General features: G+C 65.2%; 17 protein-coding genes. 7 read left to right on the forward strand and 10 right to left on the reverse strand.

Going from position 1 to position 14,030, the window contains the following annotated elements; all coding sequences use genetic code 11:
• Nucleotides 1-38: 38 nt before the first annotated feature.
• Genes SP6_RS06265 through SP6_RS20275 form a run of 3 tightly spaced genes read right to left on the reverse strand, consistent with a single transcriptional unit; the run spans nt 39 to nt 1,390 of the window.
• On the reverse strand, nt 39-452 hold the full coding sequence (locus SP6_RS06265; RefSeq protein ID WP_007403498.1) for a hypothetical protein: 414 nt from the start codon (nt 450-452) through the stop codon (nt 39-41).
• Between the two features lie 39 nt (nt 453-491).
• The gene (locus tag SP6_RS06270) at nt 492-839 is read right to left on the reverse strand and encodes a hypothetical protein (protein ID WP_007403319.1); all 348 of its coding nucleotides are present in this window, start codon (nt 837-839) and stop codon (nt 492-494) included.
• 20 nt (nt 840-859) lie between these two features.
• Nucleotides 860-1,390: a helix-turn-helix domain-containing protein gene (locus SP6_RS20275; protein WP_158005299.1), complete on the reverse strand. Its 531-nt coding sequence runs from the start codon at nt 1,388-1,390 to the stop codon at nt 860-862.
• A 148-nt stretch (nt 1,391-1,538) separates the two neighbouring features.
• Between SP6_RS20275 and SP6_RS06275 the strand changes: the two genes are divergently transcribed.
• Nucleotides 1,539-2,396: an MBL fold metallo-hydrolase gene (locus SP6_RS06275; RefSeq protein WP_007403367.1), complete on the forward strand. Its 858-nt coding sequence runs from the start codon at nt 1,539-1,541 to the stop codon at nt 2,394-2,396.
• A 3-nt stretch (nt 2,397-2,399) separates the two neighbouring features.
• On the opposite strand, the gene mltG is transcribed toward SP6_RS06275, so the two are convergent.
• The 5 genes from mltG to fabD all read right to left on the reverse strand — a co-directional run bounded on the left by mltG (nt 2,400) and on the right by fabD (nt 7,113).
• On the reverse strand, nt 2,400-3,368 hold the full coding sequence (mltG, locus tag SP6_RS06280; RefSeq protein ID WP_007403523.1) for an endolytic transglycosylase MltG: 969 nt from the start codon (nt 3,366-3,368) through the stop codon (nt 2,400-2,402).
• A 252-nt stretch (nt 3,369-3,620) separates the two neighbouring features.
• Complete coding sequence (fabF, locus tag SP6_RS06285) at nt 3,621-4,877, reverse strand: beta-ketoacyl-ACP synthase II (protein ID WP_007403258.1); 1,257 nt, start codon at nt 4,875-4,877, stop codon at nt 3,621-3,623.
• Between the two features lie 124 nt (nt 4,878-5,001).
• Complete coding sequence (locus SP6_RS06290) at nt 5,002-5,238, reverse strand: acyl carrier protein (RefSeq protein WP_007403554.1); 237 nt, start codon at nt 5,236-5,238, stop codon at nt 5,002-5,004.
• 131 nt (nt 5,239-5,369) lie between these two features.
• On the reverse strand, nt 5,370-6,110 hold the full coding sequence (gene fabG, locus SP6_RS06295) for a 3-oxoacyl-[acyl-carrier-protein] reductase (RefSeq protein WP_007403586.1): 741 nt from the start codon (nt 6,108-6,110) through the stop codon (nt 5,370-5,372).
• A gap of 43 nt (nt 6,111-6,153) precedes the next feature.
• The gene (gene fabD, locus SP6_RS06300; protein WP_007403472.1) at nt 6,154-7,113 is read right to left on the reverse strand and encodes an ACP S-malonyltransferase; all 960 of its coding nucleotides are present in this window, start codon (nt 7,111-7,113) and stop codon (nt 6,154-6,156) included.
• A gap of 257 nt (nt 7,114-7,370) precedes the next feature.
• On the opposite strand from fabD, the gene rpsF reads away from it, so the two are divergent.
• Genes rpsF through rplI form a run of 3 tightly spaced genes read left to right on the forward strand, consistent with a single transcriptional unit; the run spans nt 7,371 to nt 8,611 of the window.
• Nucleotides 7,371-7,781 carry a 30S ribosomal protein S6 gene (gene rpsF / locus SP6_RS06305; RefSeq protein ID WP_037567458.1) on the forward strand — a complete coding sequence of 137 codons (411 nt, stop codon included), beginning with the start codon at nt 7,371-7,373 and terminating at the stop codon, nt 7,779-7,781.
• Nucleotides 7,781-8,005 carry a 30S ribosomal protein S18 gene (gene rpsR, locus SP6_RS06310; RefSeq protein ID WP_007403456.1) on the forward strand — a complete coding sequence of 75 codons (225 nt, stop codon included), beginning with the start codon at nt 7,781-7,783 and terminating at the stop codon, nt 8,003-8,005. The genes rpsF and rpsR overlap by 1 nt, the downstream gene beginning before the upstream one ends.
• Before the next feature lie 12 nt (nt 8,006-8,017).
• The gene (rplI, locus tag SP6_RS06315; RefSeq protein ID WP_007403461.1) at nt 8,018-8,611 is read left to right on the forward strand and encodes a 50S ribosomal protein L9; all 594 of its coding nucleotides are present in this window, start codon (nt 8,018-8,020) and stop codon (nt 8,609-8,611) included.
• 374 nt (nt 8,612-8,985) lie between these two features.
• Here rplI and SP6_RS06320 read toward each other — a convergent pair whose 3' ends face one another.
• Nucleotides 8,986-9,543 (reverse strand): hypothetical protein, encoded by a 558-nt coding sequence (locus SP6_RS06320; RefSeq protein WP_007403382.1) that lies wholly within the window; start codon nt 9,541-9,543, stop codon nt 8,986-8,988.
• 91 nt (nt 9,544-9,634) lie between these two features.
• Nucleotides 9,635-11,440: a DNA mismatch repair endonuclease MutL gene (gene mutL, locus SP6_RS06325; protein WP_037567455.1), complete on the reverse strand. Its 1,806-nt coding sequence runs from the start codon at nt 11,438-11,440 to the stop codon at nt 9,635-9,637.
• A gap of 133 nt (nt 11,441-11,573) precedes the next feature.
• On the opposite strand from mutL, the gene SP6_RS06330 reads away from it, so the two are divergent.
• Genes SP6_RS06330 through SP6_RS06340 form a run of 3 tightly spaced genes read left to right on the forward strand, consistent with a single transcriptional unit; the run spans nt 11,574 to nt 14,029 of the window.
• Entirely contained in the window at nt 11,574-12,614 is a 1,041-nt protein-coding gene (locus SP6_RS06330; protein ID WP_007403442.1) for a rod shape-determining protein, read from the forward strand.
• A gap of 24 nt (nt 12,615-12,638) precedes the next feature.
• Nucleotides 12,639-13,508, forward strand: coding sequence for a rod shape-determining protein MreC (locus SP6_RS06335; protein WP_007403462.1), 870 nt, complete (start codon nt 12,639-12,641; stop codon nt 13,506-13,508).
• A complete protein-coding gene (locus SP6_RS06340; RefSeq protein WP_007403288.1) occupies nt 13,505-14,029 on the forward strand; it encodes a rod shape-determining protein MreD in 525 nt (174 codons plus the stop codon). Before SP6_RS06335 ends, SP6_RS06340 begins: the two co-directional genes overlap by 4 nt.
• Nucleotide 14,030 lies beyond the last annotated feature (1 nt).

The raw sequence follows: 14,030 nt of genomic DNA on the forward strand, positions 1-14,030 counted from the left end.
GGCATCCTGAGCCTTCAGATACGCCTCGAGCCATGCGATCAGTTGATGACCTTCCCGGATCTCCGATCGAGCGCGATCCCGAGCACCATCGCCCCCAGGCACGGAATCGCCCATACCGTACTGAGCGCATAATAGATTTTCGGCACGAACTGGGGAACGAACGCGACGGCGCAGTGACTGATCGTCGTCAGCATCTGCGCGCTGGCCATCCAGATCGGCCAATAGGACCGACTGAGCAGCATCAACACCATAAGCGCGCCCAGCAAGGCCACATCGATCGCCACCGCCACCGGATGGACGGTCACGTAGGAGGGACGAAGCAGGTCGTCCACCATGGTCAGAACGACCGCCAACACTATGAATCCCGCGGCCCATCGGCCATCCCTTCCGCCAAAAAGGCCCGCATAGATCAGGCTGAAAATCGTCAGGATGAGAAAGGTGACCTGCACCATAAGCTATCGATCACCTTCTCATTCCATCATCGCGCCCGATCAGGCGACGATGCGCAGGGGCTGCTTTTCCTGGGCATAATCCAGCGGATTATTGGGGCCGGGACAACCAAAGCCGGTTTCGGCGATATTGCTGCGCCGCTGAATGCCCGTCATCATCGCGGTCGCGTCGGTCATGCCGCCCCGCGCCGCCACGAGGTCGCCCTGGCTCTTGTGGAAGACCGACAGGATGCGCTGGCTTTCCTTGGCCGTCACGCCGCTGTCCGAGACCGCATTCAGGAAGGAAATGGTCAGCGTCGCTGCGCTTCGAAGGGCATCGTCCATCTGGCGGAAGGTGGACTGAGTATCGCGAGCAACGGCAGCGGCATCGTTCGGATCGATCGTAATCATGGGGCCTCCACAATGGGGCCTCAGCGTAGAACGCGCAAAGCCCCGATGAATATGAGCGTCAGACTGGCCACGACGACCACCATCAGACAGGCGGCGCGCAGCATTTCGCGGATACGGTCGGCATAGGTCAGGTCATTCAGAACACCGCCGACCGGCGGCGGCCTGAGCAATCCAGCGATCGTCAGGCCGAACCGCCGAGGCCCGTTTTTGCGATCGGGATCAGATTTGGGAAGGTGTTCCGATCCAGATACGAATTGTTCGGATAGCGCTGAAGGGTCGGAAATCGACCCAGCACCTGGGTCTTTCGGGGCCATGTCGGCATCTACCCTCACTTGAGGGGTAGGCCGATCAACGCTTTCAAACTGAACAAGAATTCTGGCTGCCTCACGACGATCGCTCGTGCCGAGCTGGACCATCGCCAACCGGATATAAGTGTCGATCGACGCGGGCGCCAAATGGACGATCGGCGCGATTTCCTTGGTCCGCAGCCCTTGATGGACGAGGCGCAAGCAAGCCTTTTGCCGCTCACTCAATCCCAAGATCTTGTCCAATGGCACTCCCTCACTTGCGCTTGCAATATCATTGTTTGAGCAAGGTTAAACGACCTGACGCGGATTTATCTACTTGGGTCGATCAACACGGAGAAGCAGTATCCGATTCGCTGCTTCAGCCGCCATCATGGCATGGGGAGCTAGAACCATGTTCGCCAGATTCGCCACCCTTCCGCTGGCCACCCTTGCCGCCAGCCCCACGACGCCGCCCGCCCCGCTGACCCGCCCGATCGTCACCAATCGGACGGCGGAATGGCTTGCGGCACGTCCGTCGGCTCGGGTGTTCGGCAACGCCGATCTGGTGGGCTTTGGCGGCCTGAACGTCGCGCTGATCAACACGGACCGTGGCCTCATCCTGATCGATGGCGCTCTACCCCAGGGGGCGCCCGCGATCCTGGCCAATGTCATGAAACTCGGTTTCCGGCCGCATGACATCAAATATATCCTGAACACCGAGCCACATTTCGACCATGCCGGCGGCATCGCCGCGCTGGCCCGCGACACCGGTGCGACGGTCATCGCCAGCGCGCGGGGGGCAGAGGGATCGCGTACCGGGCGGCTGGCGGCGGACGATCCGCAGCGTGGCTATGACAGACGTTTTCCCGCCGTGGGCGCGGTCCGGGTGATCCGCGACGGTGAGCAGCTAGCGCTGGGCAACACGATCGTCACCGCCCGGGCGCCCCCCGGACATACGATGGGCAGCATGAGCTGGAGCTGGCGTGCCTGTGAGAGTACGTGGCGCAAAGCGGTCGTCTTCGCCGCCAGTCTCAACCCGGTATCGACCGACGATTATCGCTTCTCCGCTGCCTCGAACAAGGCGGTCATCGCGGCCTTTGCTCGGGGCCAGGCGGCGATGCGCGAGCTGCCCCGCGACATCCTGATCACCGCCCATGCCGATCAGGACGGTGCGACCGGTCGCTTCCTGACGGCACCTGGCGCCTGCCGCCCCTATGCCTTGTCATCGCAGCGGAAGCTCGCCCAGCGCCTAAACAGCGAGCCGCGCTAAAGCTCACATCTCTCCGCGTTGGCGGCGGATCGCATACCATTTCTGCACATTGGCGTTATGCTCGGCCAGCGTGTCGGCAAAGACATGGCCGCCCGATCCGTCCGCCACGAAATACAGCGCCTTGCTGTCTGCGGGGTTCAACACCGCATCGATCGAGGCACGCCCGGGATTGGCGATCGGCCCGACCGGCAGGCCAGGGCTGGCATAGGTGTTATAGCCGTTCTTGGCATGAAGTTCGGACCGCAGGATACGCCGGCCGAGCGGGCGCCCCTTGGTGATGGGATAGATGACGGTCGGATCGGCCTGAAGCGGCATGCCAATGCGCAGCCGGTTGCCATAGACCGCCGCGACCGTCCGCCGCTCGGATGGCTTGCCAGTCTCCTTCTCGACGATCGAGGCGAGGATGATCGCCTCTTGGGGCGACTTGACCGCTATGCCGGGCTTGCGGTTCGCCCAGGCCTTGGCGAGGTAATCCGTCATCGCCTTCTGCATCCGCGCCACCACCGAGGCGCGGGTGTCGCCCTTCTGATAGGCATAGCTGTCGGGCAGGATCGAGCCTTCCTTGGGAACCGCCACGTCGCCGGTCAGCCCGTCCGCACGCATCAGCGCATCATGGACCAGCACCGAGGGATATCCTTCCGGCACCGGCACCAGCCGCTGGCGGACCTTGCCTTCCTGCAACAGCGCCAGCACATCGGACGCGCTGGCCTTTTCGGGAATCGCATATTCGCCTGCCTTGATTGCCCCGCCGTCGCCGAACAACCGGGCATAAAGACGGAAGCGGCTCGCCGAGCGAATCGCGCCCGCCTTTTCGAGCTCATTGGCCGCTCGGGCGAGACTGGCGCCTTCGGGCACGACCACCGCCAGCGGCTTCTGCGCCGGACCGCTACCGGCCCAGTCATGCGCGACCCAGGCGAATACGGCGATGCCGATCAGCCCCAGCAGCAACCCGATACAGCCGACCTTGCGCATATCTCACCCGGTTTGGTGGGGCGATGCCCCGGACATAGAACAACCCCGGCCCCGATCCGGGTCCGGCTGCGATCAGGCCGATGGCGCGGCTTGATCCAGATTGCAACCGGACCCGGTCGTAGCCGGGGTTGAATTTAATACCACGCGCCGTTCGCACTGAGCGAAGTCGAAGTGCGCGCCTTGAACCCACCCCGCATGCCGTGGCCTTCGACTTCGCACAGGCTGAACGGGGATTTAGGGTGGTACGAAAGCTCAGATCGCCTTCATTACCAGCGAAGCATTGGTGCCGCCGAAGCCGAACGAGTTGTTCAGCACCGCCTTCACTTCACGCTTCTTTGCCGTGTGCGGAACGAGGTCGACACCCTCGGTCCCCTCGTCCGGATTGTCGAGGTTCAGCGTCGGCGGCACGATCTGGTCGCGTAGCGCCAGGATGCAGAAGATGCTCTCCACCGCACCGGCGCCGCCCAGCAGATGGCCGATCGCCGACTTGGTGCTCGACATCGACGCACCCGACAGGTCGTCGCCGAACACGCGCTTGGCCGCGGCCAACTCGATCGTGTCGGCCATGGTCGAGGTGCCATGCGCGTTGATATAGTCGATATCCGACGGCTCCATGCCCGCCTTGCGCAGCGCCATGCGCATCGCATTCTCCGCGCCCTTGCCCTCGGGATGCGGCGCGGTGACGTGATAGGCATCGCCCGACAGGCCATAGCCGACGACCTCGGCATAGATCTTCGCGCCGCGCGCCTTGGCGTGCTCATATTCCTCGAGCACGATGACGCCCGCGCCCTCGCCCATCACGAAGCCGTCGCGGCCCTTGTCATAGGGGCGGCTCGCCTCGGTCGGACGGTCGTTCATGCTCATGTTGAGCGCGCGCGCCTGGGCGAAGCCGGCGACGCCCAGCGGGTTGATGGTGCTTTCCGCACCACCGGCCAGCATGATGTCGGCATCGTCGTCGCGGATCATCCGCGCGGCGTCGCCGATCGAGTGCGCGCCGGTCGAACAGGCGGTGACGACCGCATGGTTCGGCCCCATCAGGCCATATTTGATGCTGACCTGACCCGAGATCAGGTTGATCAGGCGGCCGTGGACGAAGTGCGGGCTGACCCGGCCGGGACCGCGCTCATGCAGGTTGACCGATTCGATCTCGATACCCGGCAGGCCGCCGATGCCCGAGCCGATCGACACGCCGGCGCGCAGCTTCGTCGCCTCGTCCATCTCAGTGAGACCGGCGTCTTCCAGTGCCTGACCGGCGGCGTCGATGCCATAGACGATGAAGGGATCGACCTGACGCTGGACCTTGTGGTCGACGCGCTTATCGGGATCGAAGCCATATTCATGGTCCTTGGGCTTCACCTCGCACGCGATGGTGCATTTCTGCCCCGTGGTATCGAACCGCGTGATCGGACCGGCGCCGGACTTGCCAGCGATCAGGTTGGCCCAGGCGGTTTCCACGTCCGCGCCCAGAGGCGTGACAAGACCCAATCCGGTTACGACGACGCGCCGCATATTCCACTCCATTCCACAACGAAAACGGCTCCCCGCCCGCTATGTCGGGGTCGGGGAGCCGTTTGAAACCTGGCCTTGTCGGCCCGTTCGGCCCGCATGATCCGCGGGCCGAGTGGCCCCGGACTTAGGCCTTGTTCTCGTCGATATACGTGATCGCGTCCTTGACGGTCGTGATCTTCTCGGCGGCATCGTCCGGGATTTCGACACCGAACTCTTCCTCGAACGCCATGACGAGCTCGACAATGTCGAGGCTGTCGGCACCGAGGTCGTCGATGAAGCTCGCGTCCTCGGTCACCTTATCGGCTTCGACGCCGAGATGCTCGACGACGATCTTCTTCACGCGGTCGGCGGTCTCGCTCATGGTAATCCCTTCTCGTATCTAATCGGGGGTTGGTAATTCCTGAACGCACGTAGAACGCGCGTCCTTTTCTGGCAAGCCCGTCCAGCGACGGAGTTGGACCAGGATACGCTCATTCGTGGCGATTATGCCCCTCAGAGCATCGCCATGCCGCCATTGACGTGCAGCGTCTGGCCGGTGACGTAGCCCGCTTCCTTCGACGCCAGATACACGACGGCGGCGCCGATGTCCTCGCCCTTGCCCAGATCGCCCGCCGGAATCTTGCCGAGCAGCGCGGCCTTTTGCGCGTCGGGCAGCACATCGGTCATCGCCGAACGCATGAAGCCGGGGGCGACGCAGTTCACGGTGACGTTACGGCTGGCCAATTCCTGCGCCACCGCCTTCGACATGCCGACGATGCCCGCCTTGGACGCGGCATAGTTCGCCTGCCCCGGGTTGCCCGTCGCGCCGACGATGGAGGTGATCGAGATGATCCGGCCGAAACGCGCCTTCATCATCGGCTTGGCGGCCGCGCGGATCAGGCGGAAGGTCGCCTCCAGATTCACGCTGATGACCTGATTCCACTCCTCGTCCTTCATCCGCATGGTCAGATTGTCGCGGGTGACGCCGGCGTTGTTGACCAGGATGTCGAGCTTGCCGCCCAGCGCTTCCACCGCCTGCGGGATCAACGCATCGACGGCGGCAGGGTCGGACAGGTTGCACGGCACCGCGACATGATCACCGCCCAGCTCGGCACGAAACGCCTCCAGCTTGTCGATATTGGAGCCTGAGAGCGCGAGCTTGGCCCCCTGCGCCGCCAGCGCCTTCGCCACCGCCGAACCGAGGCCACCGGACGCACCGGTCACGAGGGCGGTCATTCCTGTCAGGTCGAACATATGCAATTCCTTCTTATGCCGGGTCGCGCACCGGGCGCGTAATTCAGAGCTTGGCGAGAAGCCCCTCGATATCGTCCATCGTCACGACGCTGACCGCATCGGCGTCGGGCGCGATGCGCTTGACCATGGGGCCTAGCACCTTGCCACCAAACTCGACGAACTGGGCCACGCCTGCATCCTGCATGGCCAGCACCGATTCGCGCCAGCGGACCATGCCCGTCACCTGCGCCACCAGCAGCGCGCGGATCGCGCCCGGATCGGCAACGGCAGCCGCTTCGACATTGGCATAGACCGGCACCAGCGGCGCGCGGATCGTCGCTTCGGCCAGCGCGGCATCCATCGCGTCGGCGGCGGGCTGCATCAGCGGGCAGTGGAAGGGCGCCGACACCGGCAGCAGGACGGCGCGCTTGGCGCCCAGATCCTTGGCGAGCGTCACCGCCTTCTCGATCGCCGCGCGGTGGCCGGAAATCACGACCTGGCTCGGATCATTGTCGTTGGCGACCGTGCAGACCAGTTCCTCGCCACCCTCGGCCAGGATCGAATCGACCGCCGCGCCCGCGATGGTCTTCGCCTTCTCCAGGTCCGCGCCGAGCAGGGCGGCCATCGCCCCCTCGCCCACCGGCACCGCCGCCTGCATCGCCCGGCCGCGCAGCTTCAGCAGGCGCGCCGTCGTCGCCAGATCGAGCGCATCGGCGGCACACAGCGCCGTATATTCACCCAGCGAATGCCCCGCGACGAAATCGGCCTTCTCCGACAGGCGGACGCCGCCTTCCTTCTCCAGCACCCGCAGCGTCGCGATGGCGTTCGCCATGATCGCCGGTTGCGCATTCTCGGTCAGGGTCAGTTCGTCGGCGGGTCCCTCAACCATCAGGCGATAGAGATGCTGACCCAGCGCCTCGTCGACCTCCTGGAACACCTCGCGAGCAACGGGGCTCGCTTCGGCCAGCGCCTTGCCCATGCCGACGGCCTGGCTGCCCTGGCCCGGAAAGATGAATGCACGCATATGTCTTATCTGCCATCAAAGCGTTAAGTGGATGGCCCGCGCGGTAGAAAGGTCGCCCGCCGCTGGCAAGTCCGCCCCCTTCCCCGCTTGCCTTTTGCGGCCAAATCGCTATGAGCCAGCGCACCATTGGGCGGGAAGCACCTGCTTCACCCGCCCTCATGCCATTTTGGCGTGACGGTATTGAAGTATGGAAGACAGCCGGAGGGGCGTGCCACATGGGGTGGGCGTCAGCGATCGGCCAACATAAGGTAAGCTGCATGGCTCTTTACGAGCACGTGTTCCTTGCGCGCCAGGATCTGGCACAGGCGCAGGTGGACGCGCTGGCGGAAGCCGCCACGAAGATCGTCGAGGACAATCAGGGCAAGGTCGTGAAGACCGAGACCTGGGGCCTGCGTTCGCTGGCGTACAAGATCGCCAAGAACCGCAAGGCGCATTACGTCATGCTCGAAATCGACGCCCCCGCCGGTGTCGTCGCCGAGCTGGAGCGCCAGACCCAGATCAACGAAGACGTGATCCGCTACATGACCGTCAAGGTGGACGGCCATGAAGAAGGTCCCTCGGTGATGATGCGCAAGCAGGAGCGCGACCGCGAGCGTCGTGCCGATCGTGGCGAACGCCCCGACCGCGCTGACCGCCCCCGTCGTGATCGTGAAGAGGAAGCCGCATAATGGCCCGCCCGTTTTTCCGTCGCCGCAAGAGCTGCCCCTTCTCCGCGAAGGACGCGCCCCGGATCGACTATAAGGACGTCCGTCTGCTCCAGGGCTTCGTGTCCGAGCGCGGCAAGATCGTGCCTTCGCGCATCACCAGCGTGTCGGCCAAGAAGCAGCGTGAGCTCGCCCAGGCGATCAAGCGCGCCCGCCACCTGGGCCTCCTGCCCTACGTCGTGAAGTAAGGAGTCCTAGAGATGGACGTTATTCTGCTTGAGCGCGTCGAAAAGCTCGGCGCCATCGGCGACGTGGTCACGGTGAAGGACGGCTTCGCCCGTAACTTCCTGCTGCCGCGCAAGAAGGCGCTGCGCGCCAACGAAGCCAACAAGAAGGTGTTCGAGGCCAACCGCGCCCGCATCGAAGCCGAGAACGCGAACCGTCGCGCCGAGGCCGAGGTCGAATCGAAGACTTTCGACAACACCACCGTCACCCTGATCCGTCAGGCGTCGAACGTCGGCCAGCTCTATGGCTCGGTCGCGGTGCGTGACCTGGTCGAGGCGCTGGTCGCCGACGGCCACAAGGTCAACAAGAGCCAGATCGTGCTCGACCGTCCGATCAAGGCGATCGGCCTGTACGACGTGCGCGTCGCGCTTCACCCGGAAGTGGCCGTGACCGTCAAGGTCAACGTCGCCCGCTCGCCGGAAGAAGCCGAAATGCAGGCGCAGGGCGTCGACGTCATGGCCTCGATGTTCGAGCGTGACGAAGCCGGATTCACCGAGGATTACGATCCCAACGCAGAGCCCGGCGCCACTGCCGAGGTTCAGCCGGAGCAGGAAGAAGCGCAGGGCTGATCCCCGACGCTTTACCTTGTCCGCCGATAAAAGAAGGGCCGCCCGGCATGCCGGGCGGCCCTTTTTGCGTCTTGGGAGACGGCAACATGGTGCGCGACCGACGGCCGCGCGAATGGGCTATGGGCAGGCCACGCAGGCTCCAACAACAGCGGCCAGCGGAATGAGCGCGAAGACGATGGCCATAAGGTGCTTCATGATCTCGACTGCCTACCTATCCAATAGCCTATTAATACACGGCCAAGTGCAAAAGTTTCGTTACGGTGAACGCTGAAACGTGAAATTTCTCGACTCATCGCTCTATGATATCGGTTCAACGCGTGTTCAAGCGCCGAACTAGCCTAAATCAAGCAGAATTTGCCCTGATCGGTGACTTTTTAGCGTTTCATCGGGAGGGCTTGCTGTCCATGGGTCGGCGGAACCGTTCGTGAGGTATTGAAGGCTACGAAAACGCCGACTGCGGCCAGAAATCCCAGACAGGCCTGGAATACCGCCTTGAAGATTTGAAAGCCCCGTTCGCCCGCCTTCACCCGTTCCCAGTGCCGTTTCAACGGCACCCGACCTGCGCTTTCGATCACCGCCGTCGCTTCACGCAGCACCGCTCGATCGATCCGCCGCGCGGCGAGCATCGCTCCGATCCGGTCGAGCGCGGCCAGCACCTCGCGCCATTCCTCACCGCCCGGCCGCTCCCGCAGCGCGATCCGCGTACGTGCCGCATGGAACTCTGCCAGCCACCGCCCGCGCTCTTCGGCCTCCAGCGTTGCGCAAAAGCCCTGCGCCGCCGCAATCGCGGCCGCTAGATCGGCGCGCTGGCCATCGATCCAGGACTGACGAAATTCGCTGATCTTGTTTTCCTTCGTCGCGATCAGCGTGACTGCGGTGATGATCGCGGTGACAAGACCAAGAATGAGGGTGACGATAGGAGCCTGCTGCATGATCGCCTTTCCGCTCGGTTGAAGGGGGGCAGCCTAGCGACTTCACAGCGGGGCGCGAAATGGGAATGGACCAACCCCACCCGCTCGCCCTTCACTTCCGCCCGAACAGCTTCTCGATATCGCCGTGCTGCAATTTCACCCAGGTCGGGCGACCATGGTTGCACTGGCCCGAGTGCGGCGTGACCTCCATTTCGCGGAGCAGTGCATTCATCTCGGCGACTGACAGGATGCGACCCGCGCGGACCGAGCCGTGGCAAGCCATTGTCGCGGCAACATGATCCAGCCGTTCGCGCAAGGATAGTGCCTGATCGAACGCGGCCAGCTCATCGGCCAGATCGCTCACCAGCCCCTTGGGATCGCTCTGCCCCAGCAGCGCAGGCGTGGAACGGACCAGCATCGCGGTCGGGCCGAAGCGTTCGAGGTCGAGGCCGAATTCCGCGAGTTCCTCTGCACGTGCTTCCAGCCGGTCACAGGCGGGTTCATCCAGTTCGACGACTTCGGGGATCAGCATCGCCTGCGACGCGACCCGTCCTCCAGTCAGCGCGGCGCGCATCCGCTCCAGCACCAGCCGCTCATGCGCGGCATGCTGATCGACCAGAACCAAGCCGTCCTCGGCCTCTGCGACGATATAGGTCTTGGCAACCTGCCCGCGCGCCACGCCCATCGGAAATTGGCGGACCTCGGGCGGCGGCGCATGGGCGGCCTCGGCGCGCGCCAGCGGCGGGGGCGCCATGAAGCCTGGACGGGGCGCGAAGAGCGACTGCCGCTCCATGACCCGCGTCTCGGGCGCGGCGGGGCCCCAGCCATCCCTGGGCAGAGGCGCTGCGGGGGCCGGCGGGAACGCCCCGGCCTCACCCACGGCTTCGGTCTGCCACATCGCCAAGGCCGAGTCCGGCGGCCGCTGGACACTGCGATGCCCGGCTTCATCCAGCGCGCGGCGCAGGCCCGAGACGATCATGCCACGAATCAGCGCAGGGTCACGAAAGCGCACCTCGGTCTTGGCGGGGTGGACATTCACATCGACCTCGGACGGCGGCATGTCGAGGAAGAGCGCCACGACCGCATGACGATCGCGTGGCAACATCTCGGCATAAGCCCCTCGAATTGCACCCATAAGCAATCGGTCGCGTACCGGGCGGCCGTTGACGAACAGATATTGATGGTCGGCGATTCCCCGGTTGAAGGTCGGCAATCCCGCGACGCCGCCCAGGCTGACCATGTCCCGCACCCAGTCAATCGCCACCGAATTCTCAGCAAGCGCCCGGTCGGTCAGTCCGGCGACTCGCCCCGGTCGCTCCTCGCCCCCCGGCACCGTCAGGACACGCCGGCCATCATGCTCCAGCGTGAAGGCGATGTCAGGCCGTGCCATGGCCAGGCGGCGGACCATATCCAGGCAGGCGGCATATTCGGACCGTGGCGAGCGCAAGAATTTGCGCCGCGCAGGAACGCGCGCGAACAGGTCCTCCACCACGATGCGGGTCCCCGGCGGCACGGCGGCGGGGCCGTCGCGCAGCACCTCGCCATTGTCGACGACGCGGCTCCAGCCGTCGCTCCCTGCCGGGCGGCTCTCGATCGTCACCCGCGCCACGCTGGCGATCGACGGCAGGGCTTCGCCGCGAAAACCGAGGGTTAGGACGGCTTCGATCGCTTCGTCGGGCAGCTTGGAGGTACAATGCCGCTCCAGCGCCAGCGCCATATCGTCGGCCGACATGCCGCATCCGTCATCGGCCACCTCGATCCGACCGATCCCACCCTGGACAAGGACGATGGCGATCCGGGTGGCGCCGGCGTCGATCGAATTTTCGACCAGTTCCTTCAACGCACTGGCGGGCCTTTCGACCACTTCACCGGCTGCGATACGATTGACGAGATGCGGAGGCAGACGCCGTATTGACATGCGGCAAACCCTAGCCCAAGCGACGGCATCCCGCGACCCCGCAAATGACGGTGCAGGCGCCTGTGACGGCTCTTGGCGGCGGTTCGGGATATGAGTCACGCCCACCCGGTCCACAGACGGAACGAAAGCCTCGATGCCCCTGCCCCGCTTCCTGAAATTCATGTCGCAAGACATGGCGATCGACCTCGGCACCGCCAACACGGTGGTCTATGTCCGCGGACGCGGCATCGTGCTGAACGAGCCGTCCGTCGTCGCGGTCGAAACGATCAACGGCATCAAGAAGGTGAAGGCGGTCGGCGACGACGCCAAGCTGATGATGGGCAAGACGCCCGGCAATATCGAGGCCATCCGCCCGCTCCGCGACGGCGTGATCGCCGACATCGACGTCGCGGAGCAGATGATCAAGCATTTCATTCTGAAGGTGCATGGCCCGCGCAAGTTCGCGCGCTGGCCCGAGATCGTGATCTGCGTGCCGTCGGGTTCGACCAAGGTCGAGCGCCGCGCGATCCGCGACGCCGCGTCGAACGCCGGGGCCAGCCAGGTCTTCCTGATCGAGGAGCCGATGGCCGCCGCGATCGGTGCCGACATGCCCGTCACCGAGCCGATCGGCTCGATGGTTGTCGATATCGGCGGCGGCACGACCGAAGTCGCGGTGCTGTCGCTCCGAGGCCTTGCCTATACGACCTCGGTCCGCGTCGGCGGTGACAAGATGGACGAGTCGATCGTCTCCTATGTCCGCCGCAACCACAATCTGCTGATCGGCGAAGCCACTGCCGAGCGGATCAAGCAGGAAGTCGGCATCGCGCGTCCGCCGGCCGACGGCATCGGCGTGACGATCCAGATCAAGGGTCGCGACCTGGTCAACGGGGTCCCCAAGGAAATCTCGATCAACCAGGGCCAAATTGCCGAAGCGCTGTCCGAACCGGTGGCGACCATCGTTGAGGGCGTCCGTGTCGCGCTCGAGAACACCGCCCCCGAACTGGCGGCCGATATCGTCGACCAGGGCATCGTCCTGACCGGCGGCGGCGCGTTGCTCGAAGGGCTGGACGAGGTGCTGCGCGACGAGACCGGCTTGCCGGTGACGGTCGCGGAGGACCCGCTGACCTGCGTCGCGCTGGGCACCGGCCGCGCGCTGGAAGACCCGATGTACCGCGGCGTCCTGCTGAACGGCTAACCTCCAGCATAAGGGGACCGGCGCATGGCGCCCGCCCGCGACCGTCGCACCGGTTTCTCGCGACGGCGGCAATATGGAGCTTTCCTGGCCTATGTGCTCGCGGTGGCGGGTGCGGTGGTGGGGGCGGTGCTGCTTGTCGCATCAACCTTCAACCCGCCCGCCTTTGGCGCGCTGCGCATGACGCTGGGCAGCGCGACCGCGCCGATCTCGGGCGCGTTCGTCGCGGTCGGCGATGCGGTCAACGACATCCCCGCGACGATCGGCCATTATTTCTTCGTCCATGCCGAGAATGACCGACTGCGCCAGGAACTGGAACAGTCGCGCAAGCTGCTCCAGACGGCGCGCACCATCGCCTATGACAATCGTCGCCTGCGCCGTTTGCTGGCGGTGCGCGACCGGACGCCGGACACCGTCGCGGTCGCTCGGCTGGTCAGTTCGACCGGATCGAGCGGCCGCCGCTTCGCGCTGCTCAACGCCGGTCGTTGGCAGGGCGTCACCCCCGGCATGGCGGTGCGGGGGCCCGAGGGACTGGTCGGCCGCGTGACCGAGGCGGGGCCGGCGGCGGCGCGTGTCCTGTTGCTGACCGATCCGGAAAGCATCGTCCCCGTGCGTCGTACCCGCGACGGTATGCCGGCCATTGCGGTCGGGCGCGGCGACGGCACGCTCGATGTGCGCTCGGTCGCCACCAATGTCCGGCTGGCCAAGGGCGAGTTGTTCGTGACCTCCGGCACCGGCGGCCTTTACGCGCCCAATATTCCTGTCGCCCGCATCGAGACCGCCGGTGGCGACGTCGCCGTCGCGCGGCCGTTCAGCCATCCCGACACGCTCGATTTCGCGATCGTTCAGCGCGCCTTCATGCCGATGCCGCCACCAGCGCCGGCACCTCGGCCGTGACCCTCGACCATTATAACCCCTTCGACCCCGGACTGCCCCCGTCACGCGCCCGCGCGCTGCCCTGGCTGACCGTGATGGCCGGTTCGCTCGTCGCCATCGTGCCGGTGGTGGCGATTGTGCCGTTACAACCGCCGACGGGTTTGCTGATGCTGCTCGCCTGGCGTCTGGTCGCGCGCTTCGCCTTGCGCCTCTGGGCCGCCGCGCCGCTGGGCCTGTTCGACGATCTGCTGTCGGGGCAGCCGCTAGGTTCGGCCATGCTGCTCTGGTCGCTGACCTCGCTCGCCATCGACCTGTTCGAGCATCGGCTGGTCTTTCGCGATTTCTGGCAGGATTGGCTGATCGCCAGCGGCGCCATCGCCTTTTGCCTGATTGCTGGCCGCTTCATCGCGGTGCCGGTGGGCGCGCAGGTCGATGCGCCGCTGATCATCCAGATCGTGATCACCATCCTGCTTTTCCCGATGGCGACCCGCTTGGTCGCGTGGATCGATCGCAAACGCGGGCGAAATGAGGTAGGGGCCTAAC

This window comes from Sphingomonas paucimobilis NBRC 13935, assembly GCF_000739895.2.
In the GTDB taxonomy this organism is placed as follows: domain Bacteria; phylum Pseudomonadota; class Alphaproteobacteria; order Sphingomonadales; family Sphingomonadaceae; genus Sphingomonas; species Sphingomonas paucimobilis.

What these genes read in the sequence shown, in the direction of transcription:
- SP6_RS06265 (WP_007403498.1), bottom strand. Translation starts at nt 452, where the DNA reads ATGGTGCAGGTCACCTTTCTCATCCTGACGATTTTCAGCCTGATCTAT.
- SP6_RS06270 (WP_007403319.1), bottom strand. Translation starts at nt 839, where the DNA reads ATGATTACGATCGATCCGAACGATGCCGCTGCCGTTGCTCGCGATACT.
- SP6_RS06275 (WP_007403367.1), top strand. Translation starts at nt 1,539, where the DNA reads ATGTTCGCCAGATTCGCCACCCTTCCGCTGGCCACCCTTGCCGCCAGC.
- mltG (WP_007403523.1), bottom strand. Translation starts at nt 3,368, where the DNA reads ATGCGCAAGGTCGGCTGTATCGGGTTGCTGCTGGGGCTGATCGGCATC.
- fabF (WP_007403258.1), bottom strand. Translation starts at nt 4,877, where the DNA reads ATGCGGCGCGTCGTCGTAACCGGATTGGGTCTTGTCACGCCTCTGGGC.
- SP6_RS06290 (WP_007403554.1), bottom strand. Translation starts at nt 5,238, where the DNA reads ATGAGCGAGACCGCCGACCGCGTGAAGAAGATCGTCGTCGAGCATCTC.
- fabG (WP_007403586.1), bottom strand. Translation starts at nt 6,110, where the DNA reads ATGTTCGACCTGACAGGAATGACCGCCCTCGTGACCGGTGCGTCCGGT.
- fabD (WP_007403472.1), bottom strand. Translation starts at nt 7,113, where the DNA reads ATGCGTGCATTCATCTTTCCGGGCCAGGGCAGCCAGGCCGTCGGCATG.
- rpsF (WP_037567458.1), top strand. Translation starts at nt 7,371, where the DNA reads ATGGCTCTTTACGAGCACGTGTTCCTTGCGCGCCAGGATCTGGCACAG.
- rpsR (WP_007403456.1), top strand. Translation starts at nt 7,781, where the DNA reads ATGGCCCGCCCGTTTTTCCGTCGCCGCAAGAGCTGCCCCTTCTCCGCG.
- rplI (WP_007403461.1), top strand. Translation starts at nt 8,018, where the DNA reads ATGGACGTTATTCTGCTTGAGCGCGTCGAAAAGCTCGGCGCCATCGGC.
- SP6_RS06320 (WP_007403382.1), bottom strand. Translation starts at nt 9,543, where the DNA reads ATGCAGCAGGCTCCTATCGTCACCCTCATTCTTGGTCTTGTCACCGCG.
- mutL (WP_037567455.1), bottom strand. Translation starts at nt 11,440, where the DNA reads ATGTCAATACGGCGTCTGCCTCCGCATCTCGTCAATCGTATCGCAGCC.
- SP6_RS06330 (WP_007403442.1), top strand. Translation starts at nt 11,574, where the DNA reads ATGCCCCTGCCCCGCTTCCTGAAATTCATGTCGCAAGACATGGCGATC.
- SP6_RS06335 (WP_007403462.1), top strand. Translation starts at nt 12,639, where the DNA reads ATGGCGCCCGCCCGCGACCGTCGCACCGGTTTCTCGCGACGGCGGCAA.